At 55.8% G+C, this 21,497-nt stretch carries 15 protein-coding genes; 8 read left to right on the top strand and 7 right to left on the bottom strand.

Annotated features, from left to right (window positions below):
* Window positions 1–86 precede the first annotated feature (86 nt).
* The 4 genes from QMY55_RS11600 to QMY55_RS11585 all read left to right on the top strand — a co-directional run bounded on the left by QMY55_RS11600 (window position 87) and on the right by QMY55_RS11585 (window position 4,184).
* The gene (locus QMY55_RS11600; protein ID WP_283488739.1) at window positions 87–998 is read left to right on the top strand and encodes a LysR family transcriptional regulator; all 912 of its coding nucleotides are present in this window, start codon (window positions 87–89) and stop codon (window positions 996–998) included.
* Window positions 999–1,201: 203 nt separating this feature from the next.
* Window positions 1,202–1,558, top strand: a complete 357-nt coding sequence (locus QMY55_RS11595; protein WP_283488738.1) for a zinc ribbon domain-containing protein YjdM — start codon at window positions 1,202–1,204, stop codon at window positions 1,556–1,558.
* A 630-nt stretch (window positions 1,559–2,188) separates the two neighbouring features.
* Window positions 2,189–3,559: an MFS transporter gene (locus QMY55_RS11590; protein WP_283488737.1), complete on the top strand. Its 1,371-nt coding sequence runs from the start codon at window positions 2,189–2,191 to the stop codon at window positions 3,557–3,559.
* A gap of 385 nt (window positions 3,560–3,944) precedes the next feature.
* On the top strand, window positions 3,945–4,184 hold the full coding sequence (locus tag QMY55_RS11585) for a hypothetical protein (RefSeq protein ID WP_283488736.1): 240 nt from the start codon (window positions 3,945–3,947) through the stop codon (window positions 4,182–4,184).
* A gap of 268 nt (window positions 4,185–4,452) precedes the next feature.
* Here the strand turns inward: QMY55_RS11585 and QMY55_RS11580 are convergent, their stop codons facing one another.
* Window positions 4,453–5,736 carry a type II toxin-antitoxin system HipA family toxin gene (locus tag QMY55_RS11580; protein WP_283488735.1) on the bottom strand — a complete coding sequence of 428 codons (1,284 nt, stop codon included), beginning with the start codon at window positions 5,734–5,736 and terminating at the stop codon, window positions 4,453–4,455.
* The gene (locus QMY55_RS11575) at window positions 5,726–5,986 is read right to left on the bottom strand and encodes a helix-turn-helix transcriptional regulator (protein WP_283488734.1); all 261 of its coding nucleotides are present in this window, start codon (window positions 5,984–5,986) and stop codon (window positions 5,726–5,728) included. Before QMY55_RS11575 ends, QMY55_RS11580 begins: the two co-directional genes overlap by 11 nt.
* Before the next feature lie 907 nt (window positions 5,987–6,893).
* Between QMY55_RS11575 and QMY55_RS11570 the strand changes: the two genes are divergently transcribed.
* Entirely contained in the window at window positions 6,894–8,795 is a 1,902-nt protein-coding gene (locus tag QMY55_RS11570) for a DUF3696 domain-containing protein (RefSeq protein ID WP_283488733.1), read from the top strand.
* Window positions 8,746–9,798, top strand: coding sequence for a hypothetical protein (locus QMY55_RS11565; protein WP_283488732.1), 1,053 nt, complete (start codon window positions 8,746–8,748; stop codon window positions 9,796–9,798). Before QMY55_RS11570 ends, QMY55_RS11565 begins: the two co-directional genes overlap by 50 nt.
* A 349-nt stretch (window positions 9,799–10,147) precedes the next feature.
* On the opposite strand, the gene QMY55_RS11560 is transcribed toward QMY55_RS11565, so the two are convergent.
* From QMY55_RS11560 to aceE, 5 genes are all read right to left on the bottom strand, one after another.
* On the bottom strand, window positions 10,148–10,339 hold the full coding sequence (locus QMY55_RS11560; RefSeq protein WP_283488731.1) for a hypothetical protein: 192 nt from the start codon (window positions 10,337–10,339) through the stop codon (window positions 10,148–10,150).
* A 147-nt stretch (window positions 10,340–10,486) separates the two neighbouring features.
* A complete protein-coding gene (lpdA, locus tag QMY55_RS11555; RefSeq protein ID WP_283488730.1) occupies window positions 10,487–12,331 on the bottom strand; it encodes a dihydrolipoyl dehydrogenase in 1,845 nt (614 codons plus the stop codon).
* Between the two features lie 94 nt (window positions 12,332–12,425).
* Entirely contained in the window at window positions 12,426–13,301 is an 876-nt protein-coding gene (locus QMY55_RS11550) for a hypothetical protein (protein WP_283488729.1), read from the bottom strand.
* A 124-nt stretch (window positions 13,302–13,425) separates the two neighbouring features.
* Window positions 13,426–15,114: a dihydrolipoyllysine-residue acetyltransferase gene (gene aceF, locus QMY55_RS11545; RefSeq protein ID WP_283488728.1), complete on the bottom strand. Its 1,689-nt coding sequence runs from the start codon at window positions 15,112–15,114 to the stop codon at window positions 13,426–13,428.
* 18 nt (window positions 15,115–15,132) lie between these two features.
* A complete protein-coding gene (gene aceE, locus QMY55_RS11540) occupies window positions 15,133–17,847 on the bottom strand; it encodes a pyruvate dehydrogenase (acetyl-transferring), homodimeric type (protein WP_283488727.1) in 2,715 nt (904 codons plus the stop codon).
* Between the two features lie 377 nt (window positions 17,848–18,224).
* Here aceE and QMY55_RS11535 point away from each other — a divergent pair, with 377 nt between their 5' ends.
* A complete protein-coding gene (locus QMY55_RS11535) occupies window positions 18,225–20,792 on the top strand; it encodes a PAS domain-containing sensor histidine kinase (RefSeq protein WP_283488726.1) in 2,568 nt (855 codons plus the stop codon).
* Entirely contained in the window at window positions 20,789–21,439 is a 651-nt protein-coding gene (locus QMY55_RS11530) for a response regulator transcription factor (RefSeq protein WP_283488725.1), read from the top strand. The genes QMY55_RS11535 and QMY55_RS11530 overlap by 4 nt, the downstream gene beginning before the upstream one ends.
* Window positions 21,440–21,497: the final 58 nt, after the last annotated feature.

Below are 21,497 nucleotides of genomic sequence, written 5' to 3'. Positions count from 1 at the left end.
CTGTCCTTTGAGCTGCGCATGGTAGAGAGCGTACCCAAGCGCGTCGATACCGCTATGCTTGATACTTTGTTTGACCAGACTGAACAATGGCCGCCACCGCAAGCACTGCCATCCACACCCAGCTTCACCGCGTGCAGACTTTTCTGGCCGTGGTGGAGCTGGGCAGCTACACCAAGGCCGCCGACTACCTGAACATCAGCAAAGCCATGGCCAGCCTGCATGTAAAGGCGCTGGAAGAAGCCCTGTCCATTACCTTGCTGGTGCGCAGCACGCGGTCGGTGGCATTGACGGAAAGCGGCCAGCAGTTCTATGACGAGTTCAAGCAGATCTTCGGCCATATCGAAGCTGCATTTGACAATGCCCAGTACGGCAGCCGCCGCCTGCGCGGGCAGTTGCGCATCAGCACCACAGCCGAGTTTGGCGAGCGCTATGTGCTGCCGCTGATTCCGCAGTTTGTGCAGCGCTACCCAGGCATTGCCATCAGCCACGATGCCAATTCCTCGCTCAGCGATCTGGTGGCCGAAAAGCTCGACCTGGTTGTGCGCCTGGGCAGCCTGGCCGATTCCAGCCTCAAAAGCCGCAAGCTGGCAGATTACGAAATCTGGCTGGTCGCATCACCCAGGTTGACTGGCTTGCAAGCCGTGCAGCAGCCGCAAGGCCTGGCCGATCTGCCCTGGATTGCCAACAGCAATCTGGACAATCCCACGCACTGGGTGCTGGCAAGCTCCCAGGGCCAGCAGGCCGAGGTGCAGGGCCGCGCCGCCCACCAGTCCAATTCATCGAACGCGATTCGCGCGCTGGCGCTGGCGGGCCTGGGTGTAGCCGTGCTGCCCGACTGGCTGGTGCAGGACGATGTACGCAGCGGCCAGCTGCAGCGCGTGCTGCCCGAGTACGCCCTGCCCAAGCAGCCGATTCATCTGGTCTTCCCCGGCAGCCGCCACCTGCCGCGCAAGACGCGGGTGTTCATCGACTTTCTGGCCGAGCATCTGGTGCGTTGATTTCCCACAAAAATTCAAGACAAAACAGCCTCTGACGCTTACCCAGAAAGCGCTATCCGCTATCAAAAACATAAAATTCATGCCATGCAGCAGCGCCCTAGTCTTGGGCATGGCCGTCTTGCAATCCGCACCAATCCGGGACACTACTGTTTAGCAGCTAGGCTTGGTGCTTACTCTCTTACTGTTTGAACGGAAGCGAATCCTTGAGCACAGCCACCCTACCCTCTTGCCCCCAATGCGGTCTGGACAACACCTACCCCGATGGCGATCTGCTGATCTGCCCCGACTGCGCCCATGAATGGTCGGCCCAGGCCGAAGCCGCCAGCGAAGAAGACAGCGGCCCCCGCGTCATCAAAGACGCCAACGGCACGCCGCTGGCCGACGGCGACAGCGTGCTGCTGGTCAAGGATCTGAAGGTCAAGGGCTCCTCCACCGTCATCAAGAAGGGCACCAAGATCAAGGGCATTCGCCTGGTCTATGACAACGGCGACCATGACGTGGACTGCAAGACGGACCAGGGCCCGTTCATTCTGAAGTCCGAGTTTCTGAAGAAGGCGTGAGACCGCCCGGCCACGCACCCGGTGCAATGCCGGGTGCAGCAAAAAGCGCAAGCTGGAAATACGCCGCTGTCAATCAAGGCAAAACGCCTGAAGCCCTTATCCTGAAAGCGCTACCAGCTATCAAAAACAAAGGCCCATCCGCTGATGGGCCACCTGTCTGCACCAGCGCCGTGCAGCATGGTTCCCCACCGCACAGTCTGCAGCCAGTCAGACCCTAAGGCTTACCCTTGGATGTCGTGATCTGACAATTGAGTTGCGGGATGCGTTAAGTCCATTGAGGACGCCAGTCCTACATTGCCTCTCGAACTGTTTGATTTTCAGCCCCCGCGGAGATCAAAAAGACTGGCGCAGCTATTGCGCGCAGCCTGGTTCTGGCGATGAAGGGCGTAGAAGAAATGAATCGGAAACTCCAAGGCCGGCATATCAATCACCGGCCTCAGTCACAGCACTGGCCTGGCAATGTGCCGACGCAAAGGCCTTGCGGCTTTTGCCATGCCAGCATTGAGGCCAGGCATCAAGGCAACGGCACAAAGCTAGACCTTGCATCGCGACTGACAGCGCCCACAGCGTCGTGACGCCTTCGAGTCGTGCAACAGGGCCGCACCCCATACCAACTTTCAAGAGACAAGCATGAACCCAAGCGCAACGACCATTGCGAGCGCCACGCCCAGGCTCCATACAAGCAGCCCCGAGATCGAAGCAGACAACGCGCTGTATTCCAAGATCAGCTGGCGACTGCTGCCCTTGCTGCTGATCTGCTACATGGTCGCCTATCTGGACCGTATCAACATCGGCTATGCGCAAATCCAGATGAAGCAGACGCTGGACTTCGGCGACGCAGCCTACGGCTTTGGCGCGGGCCTGTTCTTTATCGGCTACTTTCTGTTTGAAGTGCCCAGCAATCTGCTGCTGGAGAAAATCGGCACCCGTAAGACGCTGATGCGCATCATGGTGGTCTGGGGCATCATCGCCACGGCCATGGCCTGGGTCACCACGCCGCTGCAGTTCTATGTGGCACGCTTTCTGCTGGGTGCCTTCGAGGCCGGCTTCTTCCCCGGCGTGATTCTGTACTTCACCTACTGGTACCCGTCGGCCAGACGCGGCCGCGTGATCTCCATCTTTCTGTCTGCCGTCATGGGCATGGCCGTCGTGGCCGGGCCGCTGTGCGGCGCCATCCTCAAATACATGAACGGTATTGACGGCCTGCACGGCTGGCAATGGCTGTTCCTCATCCAGGGCCCGCCCGCCATCATTCTGGGCCTGATCCTCTATCGCTACCTGCAGGACAAACCGGCCGACGCCCAGTGGCTGAGCGATGCGGAAAAAGCCCGTTTGCAATACAACATAGCCAACGACACCGGCCTGGGCGGCGGCCACCATGGCGGACACAAGGCCAGCCACGCCAACAGCACCACGCTGGGACAGCTGCTGCGCGACCCCAAGGTCTATGCGCTGTCACTGGTGTACTTCATGATGCATGGCGCCACCTATCTGTTTGTCTTCTGGATGCCCACCGTCATCCAGGGCCTGGGTGTGGAAGATGTGCTGCGCGTGGGCGTGTATTCCGCCCTGCCTTTTATCGCGGGCCTGATCGGCATGATTGCCTTTGGCGCCAGCTCGGACAAATACCGCGAACGCCGCTGGCATCTGTTCATTGCCACCGGCATGGCCATTGCCGGCCTGATCGTCACCCTGCAGATGCACGGCCACCTCGAAGGCTCGCTGATTGCCTTGGCCTTTACCCTGGTCGGCCTGGCCGCCCTGCCCCCGCTGTTCTTTGCCCTGGTCAGCGACTACCTGACGCCTGCCGTCGCCGCTGGCGGCATCGCCCTCATCAGCAGCCTGGGCAACCTGGGCTCCGCCGCCAGCCCGACCCTGGCCGGCCTGCTGACCCAGTACACGGGAAACCGGCAATACAGCATCTATCTGGTGCTGGTGATGCTGGTCATCTCCATCATCGTTCTGATGGCGGCCACCATCCGCAAAGCCAAGACCCCATAAGCCCGGCAACGCTCAGGCCGCTTGAAAGCACCTGAACACAAAGACCCCTCAAAGACCCATGGCAGGTGCAGCCCATGCACCTGCCATGGGTCTTTTTCTATCTGCATTTCAGCCTTGAGATTCAGAAAAGTGCCATGGCACCACCCATGCGCGCAGCAATAGGCACAAGCGGCGCAACAAAGCTTTGACCTAAAACGGGCCAAAGCGCTTGTCCAACAAGCCTGTTCAGCTATCAAAATCAGAAGATCCCGAATCATTCAGCAGACACGCCTTTCCGCATCCGCGCCACTTGCTCCCAAGTGCCCCGGACACACGCGTGGCTGCGCTCCTGCCCCCGCAAGGCCGGCACACAAACAAGTCAACCCGCCCCCGACAAGGAAATTCGATGACCTGCGATCATCTCAAAGCGCTGGAACTGGCGAAAGCCGGCCACTGGGAACAAGCCCATGCCATGGTGCAAGTCCACGGAGACGAACTGTCGTGCCAGATCCACGGCTATCTGCACCGGGTCGAGGGCGATCTAAGCAACGCCAACTACTGGTATCGCCGCGGCAACAGCAAGCTGCCAAGCAATACGCTGGAGCAGGAATGGGAACGCTTGCACGCGCGCGCATCTGCGGTCTGAGTTCCGAGGACTGAACGCGCTGCCGGGCGCTCGGCATAGCATGACTGTCTTCGTCAAGGGGCAGTTTTGTGGCGAGTGTTGAGATCCACGGCATCCAGCATCCATTGAATCAGGCTTGAACGCTTATGCAGAAAGCGCAAACAGCTATGAAATTCAAAATTTCCCGATCAGGAATTTTTAGGTTTGCAGCGACTGAATTCCATAAATATTTCCCGTTCGGGAAATTAAAACCGCATCACAGCGCTCCCATTTAGGCGTGAAATCACTCTCAGCCCATTCGCCTCAGCGTCAACGCACAGCGTTGCTCTATCAGTTGCACGATCTGCTCCACCACCGCATTGCCCGCAAAACCATGCTGTGGCGCTGCCTGCAGCTTACGGGCAGCGAGGGGGAGCTCGGTAGCCAACTGCTGCAAACGCCTGCGCGTCGCAGCCTTGGCGAGGCCTGATTCTTCGGCAAACTGCTCCCAGTGCTTGGCTTCCAGCTCGCTGAACTTGTATTTGCTGCCGATCTTCATGGCCATCTTGGGCGTTAGCTGAGGGTAGATCGCCGTAGCCAGCAGGTCGTAGAACGGTGCCAGCGCCGGACTTCGACCGCCATAAAGCAGCGAGAAGTTCTTGCCATGCGCATCATGGTTGCCGATCAGCGCATTGAAGATCACCCCATCCAGCAGCCGCAGCACCTGCGGCGCGCTGGGGCGGGTCACGCTGCGCAGCAGGGCAAAGCATTGCGCCAGGCCCGGCCCGCCCTCGTTCTGGTACTTCATCTCGGGCACCACGCCCAGCGCCTGACAAAAGTCTTCCTGATGCAGACGTTGCAACTGCGGCTGGTGCTGCGCATCGCCCTTCAGCACCCGGTCATAGCGCTCCACCAGCAGAAACGAGCGGCCCAGGACGCTATGAATGCGGGCATTGGCAGGCCGCAGCCCCATCACCTCGGCCAGCAACATACAAAAGCCTTCGTTGCTTACGCTGTCCTCCACCGCATGGATGGCAGGCTTCAAGATATGCGAGCTGGGCGCGCCATTGCGCGGCAAGCCAAAGCGCTGGCCGTCGAAAACCACGGGCAGCTTGTCCTGTGCCCCGGCCAGCGACAGCCGCAGCCCATCGTCTCCCGCCAGCATGGGGCGGCGCGGCAACTCGTCCAGCAAGGCGATCAGCTTTTCATCGCTGAGCCACTCCACATCACCCTCTACTCCGGTCGACCCAGCCCCGTTAATCTGCGGCAAGGCCTGCCCCGGCTCCAGAAAAGTCACGGCCCCTGCGCATTCGCCGCCAATATGGTCCAGCAAAGCGAAATCGTTCTGGCCAGACACCTGAAACTGCTGGGCAATCAGGCGGCGCATCTGCCCCTCGGGCAGCAGACCGGCAAAGAAAGGCCGGGTCTGGTGATCGTCAAAGGACTCAGCCTGCAGCGGCAGCGACTGCGATAAAGCCGTGGCCTGCGGCAGCACCAACAAGTCTGGCGCATAGGCAAAACTCAGCCGCCCATGCACCAGCGACAGACTGCCCACACGCCGCTCAAACAGCCAGACTTCGAGTTCATGCGCCATGGTCTGCGCCCTCTGCTACCCCCTCAGAAGCTGGATCCGGCAAACCGCCCAACTGTAACTCTCCCCCCAGCGCATCAATCACCCGCAACACATGCTCCAGCCGCACCGTGGGCTTGCCAGCCTCTAGATCCACAATAAAACGCGTGCCCACCCCTGCAGCCAAGGCAAGCTGAGGCTGGGTCAGCCCCAGTTGTTTGCGGGCTGTGCGCACAGCGGTGCCTAGTTGATCGGCGGTGTGGATGGTGGACATAAGGTGGCCTAGCTTGAAAATTCCCGTTCGGGAAATTATGCGCCAAAGCACCGTGAAAAGGAATCTATATTTCCTGATCGGGAAATTAAACAAACAGCTCACCCTCTGTCCCAGGCGACAAAGCGATACTGATTTGATAGCTGTTTGCGCTTATTGAGATTGGGGTTGAGTCGGTTTTGGCTTGTTATTTTGTTTTAGCCTCATGCCTGACTGACGGACAGGTTCCTGGTTTCGCCCCGGCGGTCGCCCTACTTTCTGAGGCCAGAAAGTAGCCAAAGAGCCTGACCCTGCTGCCCGCGTCCCCTTCGCTGCGCTACGGGGCAAACCTGCGCCGCCAACCTCTTGTTGCTGTGCGGCAAAACTCACTGCGTGCCTATGGCACTCCGTTCAAACAGGTTGCCGCAGAAGTGATGACGATGCGTATGCACTCTGCGGTGCAGCCGCCCGCAACAAGAGGCCGCCGTCGCTGGCGCGGGCAAAAGGGCAAGGGTGCCGGGATACTTCGTTATCAAATTTATAGTCTCTACCACCTGATAAATAAGCGCTAGGGCGTTATAAAGAGGCTCATTACAGAAACATTACTTATTAATCATCTGCTCTCACGCTTTACTTACACCAACAGACTGCCACATATTATATATACGACACAAAAATTCATCCATCACAAATTATATTTATCTAATCACATAAAAATACATTTTAATGAAGAAAAGTTTTAATATATTTTCAAAAATATATAAAATTCATTAAAACCAAATTTACAGATAAATAATTTATTCATCGACAATTTAAAATTAAATAATAACCATCAAAAGAAATTAAATATCAAAAAATAAAAACCGTATGCTGCTTAATTTACAAAAACACACAATTATGATAAAATTTTTCTTTTACAAGATTGTAATCCATGATTGAAGAAATAACCGTCGAGAATTTCAAATCTCTCAAGAACCAAACATCAATAGAATTGAAATCCATAAATATATTCTGCGGAGCAAACAGCAGCGGCAAAAGTTCAATTTTACAAACAATATTATTGATAACCCAAAGCTTTTCCAGCAGATTCAACTATGATTCTGTGATTTTAAATGGTAATCTTTTAAGACTTGGATCGATGAAAGATATTCTTTCAAGAAGCCCTTTAAAAAAAGAAATAACTCTCTCTTTAAAATTAAAAAATTTATATAGTAAAACGTATGGAAATTACTCTTCAATATATTACAAATATTCATTCTCAACAGACAAAACAAAAAATCAAGATGACGACTACAATCCATCAATAACCGAAATACTATTTAACTCAATCCAAGAAGCAAAAGATCCCAGTGGCAAATCCATAAAAAGCAACAACTCAATATTATGTACAAGATTCAGCACCACTAACGAAAAAACTCTAAGTGTTAATAACTATTTCTCACCGTCATTAACAAACTCTTTGAAATTATATCCAGACAGTGAAGTATCCAGAGTAATAAACAATTCATTAGCACCATATTCTTTCGAAATCAGATTCAACAAATCCAAAAATATATTTAGATTGATGGTAGAAGACTTTAAGAAAGATAAATATATAAACATAAATTCAGGAAATATAGATTCAATTGAATTAAGCAAAGAAATATATCCAGTTTTTATGGATAAAATTGACGATTTAATATCTCTACAGAATAAAGAAAAAATAGAATCAATCCGAAAATCAAAGGATCTATCTTCATTCATAGAAAAGAGATTAAAAAAAACAAATATAATCGATAAAAATAAATTCTGGAATGACCTATTAAAGCATGAAATTTCAATCTTTCCAAATTTTTCAAAATTCGCATCAGAGAGAATCACCCCTCTAAAGGTAATAGATTTCATTGAAATATGCAATTCACTCTCTGAAGAAAAAAGAGAACGATTAGCTAATTTATTAAGCAACAATAAACTTCAATTTGAAAATTATTGGCTAAATAGCTCAGACTACGTATATTCAGATTTACAAATAAACTCTATTGATCTATCAAATACGTCTGGCGCTTTAACCAACTATTTCAACAACTCACTCAAATATCTTGGCCCACTACGAAGTGAGCCACAAGCAGTATATTCATCCATTGGACAACCTGATCCAAAAAATGTCGGCCTAAAAGGGGAGTTTACTGCCGCTGCATTACACCTGAATAAAAACAACAGAATAAAGTATTTAAAACCAAATATCATAGAAGATAAAATTGAATTCGAGCCATGCGAATCAACTTTAGCATTTGCTTGCCAAGTTTGGCTTAAATACCTAGGCGTTATTTCAGAATACTCCACAAAGGACAAAGGGAAGCTAGGTTATGAACTACTCGTAAAAATAGATCCAGAAGATGAGTGGCATGACCTGACACATGTGGGTGTTGGCGTTAGTCAAATTCTCCCAATTGTGCTACTTTCACTTTTATCAAATGAAGGTGACACTTTAATCTTCGAGCAGCCTGAACTTCATTTACATCCAAAAATACAATCCCGACTTTTAGATCTTTTCTACGCTTTATCCGAATCAGGCAGACAATGCATCATAGAAACTCATAGCGAGTACTTTATTCATCGGTTAAGGCTAAGAATTGCCCAAGCCAATGATAACCGGCTTAATGAAAATTCAAAAATTTACTTTATCGACAAAGAAAAAGAATCAAGCTTGATTAAAAGCATCAACATCAATGAGTATGGATCCATATTAAAGTGGCCAAAAGATTTCTTTGACCAAACAGACTCAGAAATTGAAAGAATATTAATTGAAGCTTCTCGAAAAAAGAAAAACAAGAAGGAAGAAGCCATCAAATGAAAAATACTTATATATCTTGCGAATATATTCTATCTCCTATTCTAAGTTCTATAGAAAATTTCGAAGAATCATCTCTTGGAATAATTTTTCTAAAAAAATACTTGAGGAAAATTTAATAAATACTTATTTTGAATACGACATTGTTGGAAAGTTAAATTCAAATAATTTATTCCCTACAGAGAAAGCTATACAAAGTAAAATTAATGATGTTGAGGATTGCATTTTTTCACCCAAAGACCTTTCACGCTCAATAAACTGGATTCTGTCAAATATCGATGACAATGAAATATCAGAAGGAATAATAGATTGGCAAAATGAACCCAATTATGAAATAACATCATTTATATATAAAGATAGAAATGACGACCTTAAAATTCTAATAGACTCTCTAATAATCCATTTAGAGAATACCAAGAAAGATGGCGAAATCATCATCCACTCAACCGAAGAGCTAAAAAATTCAATATCGCTCAACTCTATCGTTAAAGACTCAGATCCGAAAATATTGAATTCAAAAATATATCGAGAGATAAATTTAAAATGTAATATTTTTAAATGCATTCAGGAAATAAATTTCCTTGACTATTTCAGAGCCTCTATTGACAAAGAGGATTTAAAAGCATGTATATTCTCAGAATTAATGAAGCGTCATCCTGAAAAATGCTGCTTATTACGCATGGATCAAATTTATTTTCATAGTGGTTTTTTAGATAGTGCCCGCCGCAATCAAGCATTAGATGGAAATTTTTCCCAAACCACCTTCGAAAAAATAATATTTATTCTAGAACAATTCATGCAATCAAAATACCTTACTCCGTATAGAGAATCAGCATCCAGTAATAAGCAAAAAACTTTTAATGAATCAAATGCATATCGTGAACATATAACATCATCAGGCGTTGGATTAAGACTGATGTACTGGATAAAATCAAAAAATATAATTGAATTCTCCAGAGTAGGGCCAAAGCATGAGCTAATAATTAACGACCCTGAGTTTTTATGAAAGCTTAATGACATTTATGATTTTCATGCAGAACCCAATGAAAATCTATGTACTCTAACAAAGCTTCCCAATTAATCAGCAAGCGATCACAACTATCAAAATAGAAAAGGCAGCCTGAAGGCTCTCTTTTCTTTAATCAATCGTTGAATGCTTACTTGCGCACAGGTGGAAGACCCATACACCACTTCCAGCGCCAGTCCTCTGGGCTCGCCAAGGGTTAGGTTCGGGTGGATATTCTTGTCAATGTCACGCCTATTTCAATGGCCAGAGCGATTTCACCGATCATTTCGTCACCGCTGCCGCCCTCCCTGCCAAACCTTCCACTCACTAGGCCGCAAGCCATAACGGGTTAGCACACCTTCGTGCAGGCGGCGCAGCTCATCCAGAACCAGCGCCCTGCCTGCTGCGCAGCGAGCACGCTGGCTTGCACGGCTTGCTCCACCAGCGCAATGACATCGCGCTCAAGTTGCTGGACGACGGTGCAATAGTGGCGCAGCAATTTCAAATAATCGCGCAACCATGCATTGAGAGGGTGGCGCATAACGCCAGTCACAGCCCCCCTGCCGCCCATATGCATCAAAATGCTTTCAAACCCATAAGCAGAAAGCGCAAACAGCTATCAAAATAAAAAAGGCAGCCCTAAGGCTGCCTTTTTTATTGAACAAACTCAAAGGCTTGATCGCTGCGCTTACTTGCGCACAGGTGGCACGTCCGTGCAGGAGCCATGGGCCACTTCCGCTGCCATGCCGATGGACTCGCCAAGGGTCGGGTGGGGGTGGATGGTCTTGCCGATGTCTACGGTGTCCGCGCCCATTTCGATGGCCAGGGCGATTTCACCGATCATGTCGCCAGCGTGCGTGCCGACCATGCCGCCGCCCAGGATACGGCCGTGGCCGTGGGCTTCGGGGGAGTCATCAAACAGCAGCTTGGTGAAGCCTTCGTCGCGGCCGTTGGCGATGGCGCGGCCCGAGGCAGCCCAGGGGAACAGGCCCTTCTTGACCTTGATGCCTTGTGCCTTGGCCTGGTCTTCGGTCAGACCCACCCATGCCACTTCGGGGTCGGTGTAGGCGACCGAAGGAATCACGCGGGCGTTGAAGGCAGCGGAAGCCAGTTCCTTGTTGCCTTGCAGCTCGCCAGCAATGACTTCGGCGGCCACATGCGCTTCGTGCACGGCCTTGTGCGCCAGCATGGGCTGACCCACGATGTCGCCGATGGCGAAGATGTTGGGCACGTTGGTGCGCATCTGGATGTCGACGTCGATAAAGCCGCGGTCGGTCACGGCCACGCCAGCCTTTTCGGCGCTGATCTTCTTGCCATTGGGCGTGCGGCCCACGGCTTGCAGAACCAGGTCGTAGGTCTGGGGTTCGGGCACGGTGACGCCGTCCTTGGCAGGAGCGAACGTGACCTTGATGCCTTCGGGCGTGGCTTCGGCACCCACGGTCTTGGTGTTGACCATGATGTTGTCAAAGCGCGGTGCATTCATCTTTTGCCAGACCTTGACCAGATCGCGGTCAGCGCCCTGCATCAGGCCGTCCATCATCTCCACCACGTCCAGGCGTGCGCCCAGTGTGCTGTAAACGGTGCCCATTTCCAGGCCGATGATGCCGCCGCCCAGAATCAGCATGCGCTTGGGCACAGCCTTCAGGTCCAGAGCGCCGGTGGAATCCACCACGCGCTCGTCCTTGGGCATGAAGGGCAGGTGCACGGCTTGCGAGCCGGCAGCGATGATGGCGTTCTTGAACTGAACGACCTTCTTGCTGCCGGTCTTTTCCTGGCCGGAACCGGTGGTTTCTTCGACTTCGATGTGGTTGGCAGACACGAAGTTGCCGTAGCCACGCACGACGGTGACCTTGCGCATCTTGGCCATCTGGCCCAGACCACCGGTCAGCTTGCCGATGACCTTTTCCTTGTGGCCGCGCAGGGTGTCCACGGACACTTCGGGAGCGCCGAACTTCACGCCGGCCACTTCCAGGTGCTTGACTTCGTCCATCACGGCGGCGACGTGCAGCAGTGCCTTGGAGGGGATGCAACCCACGTTCAGGCAGACGCCGCCCAGGGTGGCGTAGCGCTCGACCAGCACGACCTTCAGGCCCAGGTCGGCAGCGCGGAAGGCAGCCGAGTAACCGCCAGGGCCACCGCCCAGAACGACGACGTCGCAGTCATAGTCCACCGCGCCGCTGAAGTTGCTGGCCACGGGGGCGGGAGCAGCAGCGACGGGAGCGGCCACAGGGGCTGCAACGGGGGCTGGCGCCGCGGCGGCGGGAGCGGGTGCGGCCACAGGAGCGGCAGCGCCGGCGGCCACTTCCAGCGACAGCACGACGGAGCCTTCGGCAACCTTGTCGCCGACCTTGACCTTGATTTCCTTCACGACGCCGGCGTGGCTGGAAGGAATTTCCATGGAGGCCTTGTCCGACTCCACGGTGATGAGGGACTGGTCCACGGCCACGGTGTCACCGGGGTTGACCAGCAGTTCGATCACGCCCACTTCGGCGAAGTCGCCGATATTGGGTACCTTGATATCGATGAGGCTCATATGCGCTCCTATCTTGGTTTTTGTCTCTGCGCCGCCCGATTCGCTCAGGCAGCTGAAAACGGTATTTCCGGGTTGAAGCCTGGCGGCTAACGCCTTAGCTCCAGTCAAAAGTCAGCAATACGGTACGGCTTTCAGGCTCGTAGAACAGCAGGGTTTCGGTGCCGCTTGCGGCAAAAGCATCGGCATTGGCACTGCAGATGAACTCGAAGTGCGCGCCGGTTTCTGGGTGGATGGGGTGAATGCCATCGTCCGTGCCAATGTCGCTCAGCAGCTCATTCGTCAGATTGCTCCAGTTGCCGCCCCAGGAAGGGCCGCCCAGCACGCCGAGCAGATAGCGCCCGGAGCTGGTTTCGTAGCAATCGGTACCTGGCTCATACAGCGGCAGCTTGGCAACTTCAGCGGGGTCATCCCACTCGTTCGCAGCATTCCAGCCATGGGCCAGAAAGTCCCGCCTGGCCTGCTCATAGGCCGCATGCTGGGTTGCGTAATGCAGCTCCATCACATCGCGCCAGGAGTACTTGGCCTCGTGGTGCAGTTCGAACGGTGGCGCCACGCCCAGTTTGACCAGTTCACGATGCTGGGTGCGCACCTCGCGCCAGTCCAGCGATTTTTCCGCCCAGTCGGCCCTATCCTGCTCCAGCATGAAGTAGCGCCAGTCGCCCAGCAGCTCGTACCTGCCTTGTTCGTTGAGCTTGAAAGCCAGCCAGTCAGGCTTGAGCAGCGCGTTGCCAAACTCCTCGCCTCCCCACTCCCCGACTTGCCCTTCGTAGGGCTCGCAAGGGGCGACGAGATGAACCGGCCCGCTCCAGGCATCGTCGAGCAGCGCCAGGTCGATGGTGACGAGCGGCAGAAAATGCCGCGCGTACTTCTCGACCGGCTCGGCGAAGACGTCAGCCGCATCCGGAAAAGGCCGGATACCGGGAATGACGCCACGCAGATGCTCGATGGGATGCTGTCTCAGGTTCTTCATCTCACTCATGTCGCTAAGGGGCTGGCAAGGTGAAGCGCAATGCATCTAAAAAGATAGCTGCTTGCGCAGTTCAGATAAGCGCTACAGGCCGATTTCACTAAAAATCGGCCTGCCCGTCAGCTGCTTAGAGCAGGATGCGGCGGTAGTCAGCCAGCACAGCGCCCAGGTAGGCGTTGAAGCGTGCAGCGGCTGCACCGTCGATGACGCGGTGGTCGTACGACAGCGACAGAGGCAGCATCAAACGCGGCACGAACTGCTTGCCGTCCCACACGGGCTTCATGGCGCCCTTGGACAGACCCAGAATGGCGACTTCAGGCGCATTGATGATTGGCGTGAAGTTGGTGCCACCGATGCCGCCCAGAGACGAGATCGAGAAGCAGCCGCCTTGCATGTCCGCAGCACCCAACTTGCCGTCGCGGGCCTTCTTGGCCAGCTCGCCCATTTCCTGGCTGATCTGCAGAATGCCCTTCTTGTCGGCGTCCTTGAGCACGGGAACGACCAGACCGTTCGGCGTGTCGGCGGCAAAACCGATGTTGAAGTACTGCTTGTAGACCAGGGTGTCGCCGTCCAGAGAGGCATTGAACTCGGGGAACTTCTTGAGCGCAGCGACCACGGCCTTGATCACGAAAGCCAGCATCGTCACCTTGACGTCGCTCTTGGCCTTGGCGCTTTCAGCATTGGTCTGCACGCGGAAGGCTTCCAGCTCGGTGATGTCGGCCTCGTCATTGTTGGTGACGTGGGGGATGACCACCCAGTTGCGGTGCAGATTGGCACCCGAGATCTTCTTGATGCGCGACAGTTCCTTGCGCTCGACGGCGCCGAACTTGGCGAAGTCGACCTTGGGCCAGGCCAGCACTTCCAGGCCGCCGACATTTCCACCGGATGCGCCGGAAGACTTGGGAGCCACGGCCTGCTGAGCCAGGGTCTGCACGGCGCCGGCCATCACCGACTTGGTGAAGGACTGGATGTCTTCCGCCGTGATGCGGCCCTTGTTGCCCGAGCCCTTGACTTCTGCCAGAGGCACGCCCAGTTCGCGAGCGAACTTGCGCACCGAAGGCGAGGCATGGGGCAGCTGACCCGAAGGCGCCACGGTGGGGTTGTGGGCTGCAGGCGCTGCCACAGGTGCGGCGGCCACAGGGGCTGCAACCACAGGTGCAGGTGCTGCAGCCACAGCAGCGGCAACCGGTGCCGCCACAGGAGCGGCGGCCTGCACGGGAGCAGAGGCTGCGCCCTGCACTGTCATCTGGCCGACGACGTCGCCCACGTTGACGGTGTCACCCAGCTTGATGGTCAGCGCCGTGATGGTGCCGGCCGAAGGCGAAGGGATTTCCATCGAGGCCTTGTCGGACTCCACGGTGAACAGCGATTGCTCGGCGGTCACGGTATCACCCACCTTGACGAGCATCTCGATCACGGCCACGTCCTTGAAGTCGCCGATATCGGGGATCTTCAGGTCCACGGTGGAGGATGCTGCAGGAGCGGCGGCCACAGGGGCTGCAACCACGGGTGCAGGAGCTGCGGCCACGGGTGCAGCAACAGGGGCAGGCGCTGCGGCGGCAGGTGCGGGAGCCGCATCGGCGGTTTCCAGCATCACGACCACGGAGCCTTCCTTGACCTTGTCACCCAGGGCAACCTTGATTTCCTTGACCACGCCAGCCTGGCTGGAGGGGATTTCCATGGAGGCCTTGTCGGACTCCACGGTGATCAGGGACTGCTCGACCTTGATGGTGTCACCCACCTTGACCAGCACTTCGATCACGCCGACTTCGGAGAAGTCGCCGATATCGGGGACTTTGATTTCTGTCAATGCCATGTTGTCTGTCTCCCCTTTTTAGGCGTGCAGCGGGTTGATCTTGTCGACGTTGATGCCGTACTTCTTGATCGCTTCGGCCACGGTCGTTGCGTTGATCTTGCCTTCATCGGCCAGACCGCGCAGTGCAGCCACCACGATGTAGTGACGGTTGACTTCGAAGTGTTCACGCAGCTTGGCGCGGAAGTCCGAACGACCGAAGCCGTCGGTACCCAGCACCTTGTAGGTACGGCCCTTGGGCATGTAGGGACGGATCTGCTCGGCGTAGGCCTTCATGTAGTCGGTCGAAGCGACCACGGGGCCGGGATGGGCCGCCAGTTGCTGGGACACGAACGGAACCTTGGCGGCTTCCAGGGGGTGCAGCATGTTGAAGCGGTCCACCTCCTGGCCTTCGCGGGTCAGTTCGTTGAACGATGGGCAGCTCCAGACGTCGGCGGCAACGCCCCAGTCCTTTTCCAGCAGCTCTTGTGCGAAGAAGGATTCGCGCAGGATGGTGCCGGAGCCCAGCAGTTGAACGCGCAGGCCGCTCTCGGGCACCTTCTGGCCAGGCTTGACCATGTACATGCCCTTGAGGATCTGCTCTTCCGTGCCGGCTTCCAGGCCAGGCATGGGGTAGTTTTCGTTCAGCAGCGTGATGTAGTAGAAGACGTTTTCCTGGTTCTGCACCATGCGGCGCAGACCGTCCTGCATGATGACTGCCACTTCGTGAGCGAAGGTCGGGTCATAGGTGATGCAGTTGGGGATGGTGTTGGCCAGGATGTGGCTGTGACCGTCTTCGTGCTGCAGACCTTCGCCGTTCAGCGTGGTACGGCCCGAGGTGCCGCCCAGCAGGAAGCCACGCGCTTGCAGGTCGCCAGCCGCCCAGGCCAGATCGCCGATACGCTGGAAGCCGAACATCGAGTAGTAGACATAGAACGGGATCATGACCCGGTTGCTATGGCTGTAGCTGGTGGCGGCAGCGATCCAGCTGGACATGCCGCCGGCTTCGTTGATGCCTTCCTGCAGGATCTGGCCGGCCTTGTCCTCGCGGTAGTACATCACCTGGTCCTTGTCGACCGGGGTGTATTGCTGACCGTGGGGGTTGTAGATACCGACCTGACGGAACAGACCTTCCATACCGAAGGTACGGGCTTCGTCCACCAGGATGGGCACCACGCGGGGGCCGATGTTTTTGTCACGCAGCAGCTGCGTCAGGAAACGCACATAAGCCTGGGTCGTGGAGATCTCACGGCCTTCGGGTGTGGGCTCCAGGATGGCCTTGAAGGTGTCCAGCGTGGGCGCAGTGAACTGCTCGTCGGCCTGTTGGCGACGATGAGGCAGGTAGCCACCCAGAGCCTTGCGGCGTTCGTGCAGGTACTTCATTTCCGGCGTATCGTCGGCCGGCTTGTAGAAGGGGATGTCAGCGATCTGGCTGTCGGGGATTGGGATGTTGAAACGGTCGCGGAAGGCCTTGATATCCTCGTCGCTCAGCTTCTTGGTCTGGTGAACGTTGTTCTTGCCTTCACCGACCTTGCCCATGCCGAAGCCCTTGACGGTCTTGACCAGCAGAACCGTAGGCTGGCCTTGGTGCTTGTTCGCAGCAGCGAAAGCAGCGTAGACCTTCTGCGAATCGTGGCCACCACGGCGCAGGTTCCAGATTTCGTCGTCGGACATGTGCTCGACCATCTTCAGGGCGCGAGGATCACGGCCGAAGAAATGCTGGCGAACGTAGGCACCATCGTTGGCCTTGAAAGCCTGATAGTCGCCGTCGTTGCACTCCATCATGATCTTCTTGAGCACGCCGTCCTTGTCCTTGGCCAGCAGCTCGTCCCAGCCCTTGCCCCACAGCAGCTTGATCACGTTCCAGCCGGAACCGCGGAATTCGCCTTCCAGTTCCTGGATGATCTTGCCGTTGCCGCGCACAGGACCGTCCAGGCGCTGCAGGTTGCAGTTGATCACGAAGACCAGGTTGTCCAGGTTTTCACGGGCAGCCAGGCCGATCGCGCCCAGGGATTCCACTTCGTCCATTTCACCGTCGCCGCAGAACACCCAGACCTTGCGGTTTTCAGTGTTGGCAATGCCACGTGCGTGCAGGTACTTCAGGAAGCGCGCCTGATAGATGGCCATCAGCGGGCCCAGGCCCATGGACACCGTGGGGAACTGCCAGAAGTCGGGCATCAGCTTGGGGTGGGGGTAGCTCGACAGCCCCTTGCCGTCCACTTCCTGACGGAAGTTCAGCAGCTGCTCTTCGGAGATACGGCCTTCCAGATAGGCGCGGGCGTAGATGCCGGGCGAGACGTGACCCTGAATGTACAGGCAGTCACCACCGTGGTTTTCGTTCTCGGCGTGCCAGAAATGGTTGAAGCCGGCCGCGAACATATTGGCCAGCGAAGCGAAGGAGCCGATGTGGCCGCCCAGGTCACCGCCTTCGGGAGGGTGAATGCGGTTGGCCTTGACCACCATGGCCATGGCGTTCCAGCGCATGTAGGCGCGCAGACGGCCTTCGATCTCGAGGTTGCCGGGACACTTTTCTTCCTGGTCGGCCTCGATGGTGTTGACATAGCCGGTATTGGCCGAGAAAGGCATGTCCACGCTGCTTTGGCGTGCATGCTCGAGCAGGTCCTCGATCAGCTTGTGGGCGTAGTCGGCACCTTCACGGTCGATCACGGCCGAGAGGGCATCCATCCACTCGCGGGATTCTTGTTGGTCCAGGCCGGCAGGCATGCCAGCACCTTGTGGGTCAGTCTGAGCTGTCATTGTGTGTCTCCTTCGAGAGAGGGGGTCGCTATCAGAGTATTGCGAACATTTTCTGCATCCCGTCTTGTACACAGAGGCAAAAAAAGTAAGCACGCTCTCAAAACCGAATCAGTGAGTGCGGCCATCACGCGATGTGGCAAGTGCCAACCGCGCAACGCGCGGCACAGCCCCGTTCAGGCGCTCCCCGGATTAAACCGATTCACTGTCTCGATGCCGGGGGAGTTTCGCACATTTTTTTTGAATTTCAAATGGTGCTTCGTGATTTCACTATTTAAAAAAATGCTGCAAATGCACATACAGTGAAGACTGCAAAAACAGTCGCCCACACGACAGAAATACTCGGATAAAGCAGTTGGTCTCTCCCCTACACTGACGGTATGCAAACAAGCTCTTCCGAACCAGAAAAAAAGCCCGTCGATAGCGTGCAATCCGTTGCCTCGCCTGTGCGCTGGTGGCGCAGTTGGTGGCGCAGCCTCTCGCCGACCCGCCAGGATCGCTATGCCGCGCTGGCCCCCCTGGCGTCCGTGCTGATGTTCATGGCTGCAATCATTGCGTCTTTCTGGTACTTGCGCACGGAAGAAGTGGACCGCGAGCAGGAAGCACTGCGCCGTGACGTGGAATATGCACAGCAGCGCGTACGCCTGCGCCTGCTGGAGCGCCAGGAACAGCTGATGCGCATGGCCCGTGACGTGGGTACCCGCGATATGCGCAAGTCCGACTTCGACATCCGCGCCGAAGCGCTGATCAGCCAGTACCCCGAGCTGCAATCCATCACCTGGGTCGACGACAAGCTCCATATCCTGCAAAGCCAGGCGGCCCCCACCGTCAGTACCGAACAGCTGCGTGTGGTGGGTGAAGTGCTGCATAGAGGCGAGACCCTGCATGCCTACCAGCAGGCCAAGGAAATGCTGCAGCCTATCTATGTGCAGGAAAAAGCCACCCCTGACGACCCGCCACCACTGTTGCAGTTGCATGTTCCCATCAGCAGCAACAGCCGCTATGCGGGCGAGCTGCTGGCCGAGTTCTCGGTAGATAGCCTGCTGCGCTACGGCACGCCGACCGAAGTCATGGCGCGCTATGCCATCACCATGCTGGACAGCCAGGGGCTGGTGCTAGCCGGCACGCCGCTGGCACCGCGCAAGACCCCCAGCGAGCTGCTGCATTGGCGCGCCATTGCCAATGAATATGAAGTTCCGGTTTCACCCGTGGGCATTTCCCTGATCTTGCGCGCCCAGGCCTACCGAACCTCTCTGGGCGTGGTGGGCAGCGGCCTGTTCTGGCTGGTGGGCACACTGTCTGCCATGACAGCCTGGCTGCTGCTGGCCACCTGGCGCCACACACGCCGCCGCCAGCGCGCGCAGGAAGCCCTGGTTGCCGAAACCAACTTCCGCCGTGCCATGGAAAACTCCGTGCTCACGGGCATGCGCGCCCTGGACCTGCATGGCCGCATCACCTATGTGAATGCAGCGTTCTGCCAGATGACGGGCTGGAGCGAGAAAGAGCTGGTCGGCCAGGTGCCGCCCTATTCCTACTGGCCCGACAACGATTACGACAATCTGCACTCGCAACTGCGCGAGGAGCTGTCTGGCAAGACCATCGTGGGAGGCTTTCAGGTGCGCGTGAAGCGCAAGAACGGCACGCTCTTCGATGCGCGCCTCTATGTGTCTCCGCTGATCGACGCCCACGGCCAGCACACGGGCTGGATGTCGTCGATGACGGACATTACCGAGCCCAATCGCATTCGCGAGCAGCTTTCTGCATCGTATGAGCGCTTCACCATTGTGCTGGAAGCGCTGGACGCTTCTGTTTCCGTAGCACCTCTGGGCAGCGCCGAGCTGCTGTTTGCCAACAAGCTCTACCGTCAGTGGTTCGGCTCGCATACCGAAGGCCATCTGCAACTGGTGGCCCAGGCCGGCAAACTACCTGTGCGTCGCCAACCCGAGCCGGAAGATGAAGATGGGCTCATGGGCCTGCCCACGGACTCCCTGACAACTGCGCGCAGCGGCAACGCCGAAATCTTTGTGCCCAGCCTGGGCAAATGGCTGGAAGTGCGCTCGCGTTACCTGAGCTGGGTGGACGGACGCCTGGCCCAGATGGTGATTGCCACCGACATCACCCAGCGCCGCCAGGCCGAAGAGCAAGCCGCCGCCCAGGCCGAAAAGGCCCAGACCGCCAGCCGCCTCATCACCATGGGCGAAATGGCATCCAGCGTGGCCCACGAACTCAATCAGCCGCTGACGGCCATCAACAACTACAGCTCCGGCATGCTCACGCGCCTGGAAAACGGCACGCTCACCCCCGAGCAGATGAAGTTTGCGCTGGAGAAGACCGCGCATCAGGCTCTGCGCGCGGGGCAGATCATTCAGCGCATCCGCTCTTTCGTCAAAAAGAGCGAGCCCAACCGCACATTGGCCCAGGTCTCGGAAATGGTCAACGAAGCCGTGGAGCTGGCCGGCATAGAGCTGCGCCGCCGCAATGTGCAGCTATCCCTGCATGTGGCCGAGCGCATGCCGCCCGTGATGGCAGACACCATTCTGATTGAGCAGGTTCTCATCAATCTGATGAAAAACAGTGCTGAGTCCATCGACATGTCCGAGCGCCCCACGGGTCAGCGCAGCGTGGAGTTGCGCGTACGTCCGCAGCAGCATGACGACCAGCAAGGTGTTGAATTTACAGTGGAAGATACCGGCAGAGGCCTTCCTCCCGAGGTGCTGGAGCATTTGTTCGAGGCTTTTTTCTCGACCAAAAGCGAAGGCATGGGCATAGGCCTGAACCTGTGCCGCTCCATTGTCGAGTCCCATCACGGCCGAATGCATGCCGAGAACCTCTACAATGGTTCCGAGGTCACTGGTTGCCGCTTTTCATTCTGGCTACCACTGGCAACGGGTGTGGAGACGACAACACTCAACACGACAAGCGAACCCATAAAGAGGACGATTGCATGAGTTTGATACCCAAAAAAGGCACGGTTTACGTAGTCGATGATGACGAGGCAGTGCGCGATTCCCTGCAGTGGCTGCTGGAAGGCAAGGACTACCGGGTTCGCTGCTTTGATTCCGCCGAGACCTTTCTGTCACGTTACGACCCTCGCGAAGTGGCTTGCCTGATCGTGGATATCCGCATGGGCGGCATGACCGGCCTGGAACTGCAGGATCGCCTGATCGAGCGCAAATCCCCCCTGCCCATCGTCTTCATCACCGGCCATGGCGATGTGCCCATGGCCGTGAACACCATGAAAAAGGGTGCACTGGACTTCATCCAGAAGCCCTTCAACGAAGAAGAGCTGCTGGGCCTGGTCGAACGCATGCTGGATCACGCTCGCGAAGCCTTCGCTGGTCACCAGCAGGCCGCCAGCCGTGATGCGCTGCTGGCCAAGCTCACGGGCCGTGAAGCCCAGGTGCTGGAGCGCATTGTCGCCGGCCGTCTGAACAAGCAGATTGCCGACGATCTGGGCATCTCCATCAAGACCGTGGAAGCGCACCGCGCCAACATCATGGAGAAACTCAACGCCAACACCGTGGCCGATCTGCTCAAGATCGCCCTGGGTCAAGGCCAGACCGCCGCTGCCGCCAAGGCTGCTGCGCTCAACTAAACCATCCAAGAGATGCCAGCGTGATTGGAGGCCTCTTCAATCGCGAGATAATTGAAGG

It is taken from the genome of Comamonas resistens, from assembly GCF_030064165.1.
In the GTDB taxonomy this organism is placed as follows: Bacteria; Pseudomonadota; Gammaproteobacteria; order Burkholderiales; family Burkholderiaceae_C; genus Comamonas; species Comamonas resistens.
This window is presented reverse-complemented; position numbering and strand designations above follow the sequence as displayed.